This is a genomic window from Serratia sp. 506_PEND, assembly GCF_001076875.1.
GTDB classification, from domain to species: Bacteria; Pseudomonadota; Gammaproteobacteria; order Enterobacterales; family Enterobacteriaceae; genus Serratia; species Serratia marcescens.
On sequence record NZ_JVEL01000405.1, the window covers coordinates 1 to 8,964 of the forward strand.

Genomic DNA, 8,964 nt, shown 5'->3' on the forward strand with positions numbered 1-8,964 from the left:
CAGGCTTACCTGGTCAACACCGGCTGGAACGGCACCGGCAAACGCATCTCGATCAAAGATACGCGCGGCATCATCGACGCCATCCTGAGCGGTGAAATCGACAAGGCGGAAACCGTCACTCTGCCGATCTTCGATCTGGCGATGCCGACCGCGCTGCCGGGCGTGAACCCGGAAATCCTCGATCCGCGCAACACCTACGCCAGTCTCGAGCAGTGGCAGGAAAAAGCGCAGGATCTGGCCGAGCGCTTCATCACCAACTTCGACAAATACACCGACACGCCTGCGGGCGCCGCGCTGGTTAGCGCCGGTCCGAAGCTGTAATTCGGTAACGTTACCTCTTCAGCTAAGGCGCGGATCCCGCGCCTTTTTTTATTTCAATTGATTGCTTTTTAATCGGCAAGACGAGAAAATAAGTCAATGCAATCATTGATAGCAAAGGAGGTTTCAATGGCTACTATCACCGTCAGAAATCTGGACGACGAAATCAAAGAGCTGCTGCGTATCTCAGCGGCGAAAAACGGCCATTCCATGGAAGAGGAAGCGCGCATGATCCTGAAACAGGCGCTGGTGAAAAAGCCGCCGCGCTATGGATTGGGTACCTGGATGCATCAGCACTTCGCCGAATTCGGCGGCGTTGAGCTGGAGATCCCACCGCGTGACGCCGTGCCGCCACGCATCGTCACCTTTGATGATGAAGATGACAACGCATGATCATTATCGACACCCACGTCATTTCAGAAACGCTGCGTCCCAGCCCGTACTACAACGTCATTAACTGGTTAAATGAAAAGGACAATGACGAGCTCTATCTCAGCGCCATTGTCCTCGCCGAACTGTTCAGCGGCGTCGCCTGCATGCCTGACGGCAAGCGCCAGCGGGATCTCAAGCTGAAATTGGCGGACGCCATTGAATTGAAGTTCGAGGGGCAGATATTGCCGTTTGATGGGCTGTGCGCGATGCAATACGCGGAATTGACGACAAGGAATCGGCTGCTGGGTAAAGCGATGAGCGTGCCGGATACCCAAATCGCCGCCACCTGCCTGCATTACGGCGCCGCCCTGGCCACCCGCAATACCAAAGACTTCCTCCACTGCGGCATCGAGTTAATCGATCCGTGGCAGGCGCCGACCGGCCGTCGGTTGCATGAAGATGCGGCGGAATACTACGTGATGAGCAGAAAGTCCTGACGGGGCCGCAGCGGCGCGGCCCACGCCAGAGTGTCAGGCGTTTTCCCTGGCCGTTTGATGGCCGTTGGTCGACTCTTTTTTCTCCATCGGCAACGGAATATACGCGCGGATCAACAGCCCACCGCGCTCGCTGGTGCCGATATCCAGTTCGCCGTCATGCGCGTCGATAATACGCTGCACGATCGCCAGCCCCAGACCGGTGCCGCTGGTGCTGCGCGCGCTGTCACCGCGTACGAACGGCTGCAACAGGTGCTTCAATTCTTCCGGCTTGATGCCCGGGCCGTCATCTTCCACCTGGAACCAGCCGCGCTGCAGCTCGCGACCGCTGCTGACCTTGATCCAACCGTTGCCGTAACGCGCCGCGTTCACCACCATGTTCACCGCCGCCCGCTTAATCGACAGCGGATGCACATTCATCATCAGCTCGCCCTGCGACAGCGCGGTTTCAATCACCCGCTCATAGCCGCTTTCCGCCGCGACCACTTCGCCTAAAATGGCGTTCAGATCGCTGCTTTCGGTCGGCATCTCCTGCCCGGTACGCAGATAATCGATGAACTGCTCGATGATGGCATTGCACTCTTCGATGTCTTTATTGATCGACTCGGCCAGATAACCGTCTTCGGCGCTCATCATCTCCGTCGCCAGCCGAATGCGCGTCAACGGCGTGCGCAGGTCATGGCTGACCCCGGCCATCAGCAAGGTGCGATCGTCCGCCAGCTGCTTGACGCCCGACGCCATCTGATTGAATGCGCGAGTCACTGACCGCACTTCGGAAGCGCCATACTCGCGCAGCGGCGGCGGAATGATGCCCTTGCCCACCTGCAGCGCCGCATGTTCCAGCTCCACCAACGGGCGGTTTTGAATGCGGATAAACAGCCAGGCGCCGCCGATCGCGAGCAGCATGATCGCCAGCGTATAGCGGAACAGCGGCGAGAAGTCGCCCTGGTGGATTTCCGTCAGCGGCACGCGCACCCAGATATCGGGCTGCAGCCAGGTTTTCAGCCACACCACCGGGGAGTTCTTGTTCACCTCCACCCGCACATCGGTCGGCCCGCCGAGCTGCTGCGCCATCTGCTGGCTGAGGAACTGGTAGTGCTGCGCCCAGCGCAGGCCGCTCTCCTCCGCCGCCGAATTCGTGTAGAGAGAGATGCCCAGTTCGCGGTAGATCTCACGGCGGAATGCCGGCGGCACTTCCAGCAGCGTGCCGTCTTCCAGCTGCAGCCGATCGGTCATCAGCATACGCACTTCGTAGGCCAACACCTTGTTGAACTGCTGCAGGCTGGGCAGGATGGCGAAGTTCAGCACCACCAGATAGGTCGTCACCAGGCTGACGAACAGCAAGGTGACGATCAACAACAGGGTTCGGGCAAACGAGCTACGCGGTGAAAAGCGCAATCGCCTCATGCCTTGCTGCCGTCCGGTACGAAGACGTAGCCGAGACCCCACACGGTCTGGATATAACGCGGATGCGCCGGATCTTCTTCAACCATGCGGCGCAGGCGAGAGATCTGCACGTCAATGGAACGCTCCATGGCGCTGTATTCGCGGCCACGCGCCAGGTTCATCAGCTTATCGCGCGACAGCGGTTCACGCGGGTGGCTGACCAGCGCCTTCAGTACCGCGAACTCGCCGCTGGTCAACGGCATCGGTTCGTCTTCGCGGAACATTTCGCGGGTGCCGAGGTTCAGTTTGAATTTGCCGAACGCGATCACCGCCTCTTCCTGCGAAGGCGCGCCCGGCAGTTCGTTCGCCTGGCGGCGCAACACCGCGCGGATACGAGCCAACAGCTCACGCGGGTTGAACGGTTTAGGAATGTAGTCGTCGGCGCCGATTTCCAGCCCCACGATGCGATCGACCTCTTCGCCTTTCGCGGTGACCATAATGATCGGCATCGGGTTGCTCTGGCTGCGCAGGCGGCGGCAGATGGACAGGCCGTCTTCGCCCGGCAACATCAGATCGAGCACCATCAAATGGAAGGATTCACGAGTCAGCAAGCGATCCATTTGCTCAGCGTTGGCAACGCTGCGAACCTGGAAGCCCTGCTCGGTTAAATAACGTTCTAAAAGCGCGCGCAGGCGCATGTCATCATCGACAACCAGGATCTTATGATTCTCTTGCATGGTATTACTCCCAAAGGCTTTATTGCCTGACTCGAATATTGTTAGAAAACCTTGCCATTTGAGACAGCGTTTAATGGTATGTATTCTAGACGAAATTGTTACAAAGCTTATTCTTTTCCCCATTTATCAACAATTTTCAGTGAATGTCGACGGGGGTTCGTTAAAATTTCGCCCTTTATCGGCGCAATGTGGGGCGACGGCCCAATTTTGCACAATTTCGCCACCGGCGAACCGACCGGTGGCGTTTAGCCGTCGGGTCAGGAAGTCTGCAGGAAACGCGCCAGCTGCCGGCGCAACTGCCGGTTCTCTTGCTGCAGCGCATCAACCCGATCGAGCAACGTCAGCGCCATGGCGATCCCCGGCCAATCCAGATCCAGCTCGGCACGCAGCCTGCGCGCGCGCTGCAGATGGCTCAGCGCCGGGTAATCGAACTCCCAGCGCGGCTGCGCCGGCTCCAGCGGCACGATCACGCCCAGGCCGACGATCTCGACCAATTCGTCCTCTGAAATCTCCACTCGCTGACACAGTTCCACCACGGTGAATGTGATCTCTTTCTTCATCATGTGCTTTACTCCCATTCCGCACGCGGATTGAACGCCGCCTGCTCAGCCAGCTCTCGCCACAGGGCGCTGGCCTTCTCGTTCGGCTTCGGCGGCATCACCACCTTGAGAATGACATACAGATCGCCGGGCTCTTTCTTGCCCGCCAGCCCTTTGCCCTTGACCCGCAGCCGTTTGCCGCTCTGGCTGCCGGCCGGCACGGTCAACGCGATTTTGCCGGTCAGCGTCGGCACCTCGATGCTGGCGCCGAGCGCCGCTTCCCACGGGGCGAGCGGCGCCACGATGCTCAGATTGTGGCCATCAATTTCGAACAGCGGATGCGGCGCGAGGCGGATGACCAGATACAGGTCGCCGTTCTGGCCGCCACCCACGCCGGCAACGCCCTGCCCCTTGAGGCGAATGCGCTCGCCGTCGCCCACGCCGGCCGGGATTTTCACGTTCAGCGTTTTGCTGGCTTCGCTCACCTGCCGCCCCAGCTCGTCGTACACCGGCAGCGTGTAGGAGATCTCGCGGCTTTGGCCATGCAGCGTTTCCTCGAGGAACAGCGGCACCTCCATCTCCAGATCCTGGCCGCGGAAGCCATGCCCGCCGTGCGAGTGCGAAGCGGAGCGATGCCCGCCCGCCGCCCGCCCACCGAACATGCTCTCGAAGAAGTCGGAGAAGTCTTGCGCGTCGGCGCCGCCGCCGTGCCATGAAGCGCTCTGCTGATAGCCGCCGTGATCGCCGCGCGCCTGGCGGCCAAAGTTCGGATCGTTGCGATGCAGCCGGATCTGATCGTACTCGGCGCGGCGCTCCTCGTCCTTCAGCACCTCATAGGCTTCGGCCACTTCCTTGAACTTGCTTTCGGCGTCGTCTTCAGTGCTCACGTCAGGGTGATATTTACGCGCCAGCCGGCGGTAGGCCGTTTTGATGGTTTTCAGATCGGCGTTGGGCTCAACGCCCATCGTGGCGTAGTAATCTTTAAATTCCATGCGGTAATACCTTCAATGTGTTGGGTTGTGCGCCAAAATTCCTTGTCTCTCTCGCCAGATATCCTCCTTTCGTCACATTCCTTTTCCGCTATCGCTAAGCATACTCCCGATTGTTAAAAGCTGCGCAAACTGAATAAAAACCGTGCGACAACGCGCAGGCCCGCGCGCCATTTCTAAAGCCCCCCGCATTCACGTACACTGTGGCGGTGACCCCATAAAGATAAATCACGATGAGAACTCAACTGATAACCCGTGAAGGGTATGACAAGCTCAAACAAGAGCTGGATTACCTCTGGCGCGAAGAACGCCCCGAGGTGACCAAGAAAGTGACCTGGGCCGCCAGCCTGGGCGACAGAAGCGAAAACGCCGATTACCAGTACAACAAGAAGCGGCTGCGCGAGATCGATCGCCGCGTCCGCTATCTGACCAAATGCCTGGAGCAGTTGAAGATCGTCGATTACTCCCCGCAGCAGGAAGGCAAAGTGTTCTTCGGCGCCTGGGTAGAGGTGGAGAACGAAGACGGCGAAATCAAACGCTTTCGCATCGTCGGTTACGACGAGATCTTCGGCCGCAAGGATTACATCTCCATCGACGCGCCTATGGCGCGCGCCCTGCTGAAAAAAGAGGTCGGGGACGTCGCCACCGTCAATACGCCGCTGGGCGAGGCGCAGTGGTACGTGAACGAGATAGACTACCCGAAGTAAGCTTTCAGCTTTTTCCGAACCGCCGCCAACGCCGCCGCCTGAGCTGTTCTCCACGCCGCGGCCGCGCGGCGGCGGCCCGCTCCACTGGCATTTTCCCCGATCAATCCGTATAACTGTCCCCTGTTTATTCACCGTTCTCAATACAGATACCAGACCTATGAATGACCCACTGAGCCGCATTATTGCAACAGAACTGCAGGCCCGGCCGGAGCAAGTCGACTCCGCCATCCGTCTGCTGGATGAAGGTAATACCGTGCCCTTTATTGCACGCTATCGTAAGGAAGTCACCGGGGGCCTGGACGACACCCAACTGCGCCAGCTGGAAACCCGCCTGGGTTATCTGCGTGAACTGGAAGATCGTCGCCAGACCATCCTGAAGTCGATCGATGAACAGGGCAAACTGACTGAACAACTGGCGGGGGCGATCAACGCCACGCTGAGCAAGACCGAACTCGAAGACCTCTACCTGCCGTACAAACCGAAGCGCCGCACCCGCGGCCAGATCGCTATCGAAGCCGGCCTGGAACCGCTGGCGGACACGCTGTGGCAGGATCCGCAACAGCAGCCGGAACAACTGGCCGAACGCTACGTCGACGCCGACAAGGGCGTGGCGGACGTGAAAGCCGCCCTCGACGGCGCGCGCTATATCCTGATGGAGCGCTTCGCCGAAGACGCCGCGCTGCTGGCCAAGGTGCGCGACTACCTGTGGAAAAACGCCCATCTGGTGTCCAAAGTGGTCGAGGGCAAGGAAGACGAAGGCGCCAAGTTCCGCGACTATTTCGATCACCACGAACCGATTTCCCAGGTGCCTTCGCACCGCGCGCTGGCGATGTTCCGCGGCCGCAACGAAGGCGTGCTGCAGCTGGCGCTGAACGCCGATCCGCAGTTTGAAGAAGCGCCGCGCGAAAGCCAGGCGGAGCTGATCATCATCAATCACCTCAATCTGCGCCTGAACAACGCTCCGGCCGACGCCTGGCGCAAGGCGGTGGTCAACTGGACCTGGCGCATCAAGGTGTTGCTGCACCTGGAAACCGAGCTGATGGGCACGGTGCGCGAGCGCGCGGAAGATGAAGCGATCAACGTGTTCGCCCGCAACATGCATGATCTGCTGATGGCCGCGCCGGCCGGCATGCGCGCCACCATGGGCCTCGATCCGGGCCTGCGCACCGGGGTGAAAGTCGCCGTGGTCGACGCAACCGGCAAGCTGGTCGCCACCGACACCGTCTACCCGCACACCGGGCAAGCGGCGAAAGCCGCCGCCATCGTCGCGGCGCTGTGCATCAAACACAATGTAGAGCTGGTGGCCATCGGCAACGGCACCGCGTCGCGTGAAACCGAGCGTTTCTATCTCGACCTGCAAAAGCAGTTCAGCGACGTCCGGGCGCAGAAAGTGATCGTCAGCGAAGCGGGCGCGTCGGTGTACTCCGCGTCCGAACTGGCGGCGCAGGAGTTCCCGGATCTCGACGTATCGCTGCGCGGCGCGGTGTCCATCGCTCGCCGCCTGCAGGATCCGCTGGCGGAGCTGGTGAAGATCGATCCGAAATCCATCGGCGTCGGCCAATATCAGCACGACGTCAGCCAGAGCCAGCTGGCGAAGAAGCTGGATTCGGTGGTGGAAGACTGCGTGAACGCCGTCGGCGTCGATCTGAACACCGCGTCGGTGCCGTTGCTGACCCGCGTGGCCGGCCTGACGCGCATGATGGCGCAGAACATCGTCAATTGGCGCGACGAGAACGGCCGCTTCAGCAACCGTGAACAGCTGCTGAAGGTCAGCCGCCTGGGGCCGAAAGCGTTCGAACAGTGCGCCGGCTTCCTGCGCATCAACCACGGCGACAACCCGCTGGATGCCTCCACCGTTCACCCGGAAGCCTATCCGGTGGTGCAACGCATCCTGGCCGCCACCGAGCAGGCGCTGCAGGATCTGATGGGCAACGCCTCGGCGGTGCGCAGCCTGAAAGCGGTTGATTTCACCGACGACAAGTTCGGCGTGCCGACGGTCACCGACATTCTGAAAGAGCTGGAGAAGCCGGGCCGCGATCCGCGTCCGGAGTTCAAAACCGCCACCTTCGCCGAAGGCGTGGAAACCCTCAACGATCTGCAGCCGGGCATGATCCTGGAAGGCTCGGTGACCAACGTCACCAACTTCGGCGCCTTCGTGGATATCGGCGTGCATCAGGACGGCCTGGTGCACATCTCCTCGCTGGCGGACAAATTCGTCGAAGATCCGCACACCGTGGTGAAGGCCGGCGACATCGTCAAAGTGAAGGTGATGGAAGTCGATCTGCAGCGTAAACGCATCGCGCTGAGCATGCGCCTGGATGAGCAACCGGGCGAAGGCTCGCCGCGCCGCGGCGGCAACGCGCCGGCACAGTCGCGCGACACCGCCAACCGTTCGGCGGGCGGCAACAAGGCCAAACCGCGCAACGCGGCGCCGGCCGGCAACAGCGCCATGGGCGACGCGCTGGCGGCGGCATTCGGCAAGAAACGCTAAGTCAGAGCCAACAGGGCGGAGCCTGCTCCGCCCTTTCTGATGAATAAAACTTGCGGCATTTCTTGACCCGTCTCAATAAACCGTCATCTTTTTATTTCCCGTTCCTGCGTGATCACCCTCTCATTATTCAGCCAGCAAAAATGCCTTCTGCAGCCATTTATTAACAACTTTGTTAACACGCATTTTTCATCTCACCAATAGTGAGAGAAACACAAATGGTTACCGCTCGCATTACGGCGGAATAATGTTATCGAATTGCTTTTCAGCGGAAATAAATAAAGGGAAAAAACCCTCGATATTTGCAAACGAGAAAACTTGGCTACAAATACGCAACTGATTTAACTCGCCATTCTCATTTGTTCCCCATCGCAAGCGGTGGTAAAACGTCGTTAATCAAGACAACGCCATCAAAAACTGTCGACGCCATAATAATTGGTTACAATACCCCTACTTTTTGTATTGAACGCGATAATGATAATTACTATTATTTGCGCTCACTTTATTGCATGACCTTATGGATGAATACCGCCGACGGCGTGGCATTTTCGCCGGCAACGTCCAATTATCATCAGCCCGATGTTCATCGGCACCCGGAAGGTTAATCACATGCAGCTTCAACCTAAACACACATATAAGATTATCGGCTTTTCCGGTGAAATTGCGCCGGCCTACCGCCAGAAACTGTTATCGCTCGGCATGCTGCCCGGCTCTTCGTTCGASGTGGTGCGCGTCGCGCCGCTGGGCGATCCGATAGAAATTAAAACCCGCCGCGTCAGCCTAGTGCTGCGCAGGAAGGATCTGGCGCTGCTGCAGCTCGACGGCCAGCCCTGAACCGGCACGCCTCCATTTGCCGACGCGCCCTTGCGCCGGCGCTGTTCTCCTTGAAGACGACACGCTGAACTATGAAAAAACTCACCATCGGCTTAATCGG

Annotated in this window: 10 protein-coding genes; 6 read left to right on the forward strand and 4 right to left on the reverse strand. The window is 59.4% G+C overall.

Annotated elements, in window-relative coordinates; genetic code table 11:
* From ADK28_RS14650 to ADK28_RS14660, 3 genes are all read left to right on the forward strand, one after another.
* Positions 1-321 (forward strand): phosphoenolpyruvate carboxykinase (ATP) (locus tag ADK28_RS14650; RefSeq protein WP_048795968.1); only part of this gene is annotated, 321 nt, incomplete at its 5' end.
* Between the two features lie 126 nt (positions 322-447).
* The gene (locus ADK28_RS14655; RefSeq protein ID WP_004930730.1) at positions 448-711 is read left to right on the forward strand and encodes a FitA-like ribbon-helix-helix domain-containing protein; all 264 of its coding nucleotides are present in this window, start codon (positions 448-450) and stop codon (positions 709-711) included.
* A complete protein-coding gene (locus ADK28_RS14660; RefSeq protein WP_048795969.1) occupies positions 708-1,187 on the forward strand; it encodes a type II toxin-antitoxin system VapC family toxin in 480 nt (159 codons plus the stop codon). Before ADK28_RS14655 ends, ADK28_RS14660 begins: the two co-directional genes overlap by 4 nt.
* A 33-nt stretch (positions 1,188-1,220) precedes the next feature.
* Here ADK28_RS14660 and envZ read toward each other — a convergent pair whose 3' ends face one another.
* The 4 genes from envZ to cbpA all read right to left on the reverse strand — a co-directional run bounded on the left by envZ (position 1,221) and on the right by cbpA (position 4,838).
* Positions 1,221-2,591: a two-component system sensor histidine kinase EnvZ gene (gene envZ / locus ADK28_RS14665; RefSeq protein ID WP_048795970.1), complete on the reverse strand. Its 1,371-nt coding sequence runs from the start codon at positions 2,589-2,591 to the stop codon at positions 1,221-1,223.
* Positions 2,588-3,307: a two-component system response regulator OmpR gene (gene ompR, locus ADK28_RS14670; protein WP_004709363.1), complete on the reverse strand. Its 720-nt coding sequence runs from the start codon at positions 3,305-3,307 to the stop codon at positions 2,588-2,590. Before ompR ends, envZ begins: the two co-directional genes overlap by 4 nt.
* A 257-nt stretch (positions 3,308-3,564) precedes the next feature.
* Positions 3,565-3,870 (reverse strand): chaperone modulator CbpM, encoded by a 306-nt coding sequence (locus tag ADK28_RS14675; RefSeq protein WP_004930739.1) that lies wholly within the window; start codon positions 3,868-3,870, stop codon positions 3,565-3,567.
* A 5-nt stretch (positions 3,871-3,875) separates the two neighbouring features.
* On the reverse strand, positions 3,876-4,838 hold the full coding sequence (gene cbpA / locus ADK28_RS14680; protein WP_016930380.1) for a curved DNA-binding protein: 963 nt from the start codon (positions 4,836-4,838) through the stop codon (positions 3,876-3,878).
* A 230-nt stretch (positions 4,839-5,068) separates the two neighbouring features.
* On the opposite strand from cbpA, the gene greB reads away from it, so the two are divergent.
* The 3 genes from greB to feoA all read left to right on the forward strand — a co-directional run bounded on the left by greB (position 5,069) and on the right by feoA (position 8,864).
* Entirely contained in the window at positions 5,069-5,542 is a 474-nt protein-coding gene (greB, locus tag ADK28_RS14685) for a transcription elongation factor GreB (RefSeq protein ID WP_016930381.1), read from the forward strand.
* Between the two features lie 157 nt (positions 5,543-5,699).
* The gene (locus tag ADK28_RS14690; RefSeq protein ID WP_033639208.1) at positions 5,700-8,033 is read left to right on the forward strand and encodes a Tex family protein; all 2,334 of its coding nucleotides are present in this window, start codon (positions 5,700-5,702) and stop codon (positions 8,031-8,033) included.
* A gap of 606 nt (positions 8,034-8,639) precedes the next feature.
* Entirely contained in the window at positions 8,640-8,864 is a 225-nt protein-coding gene (gene feoA, locus ADK28_RS14695; protein ID WP_048795971.1) for a ferrous iron transporter A, read from the forward strand.
* Positions 8,865-8,964: the final 100 nt, after the last annotated feature.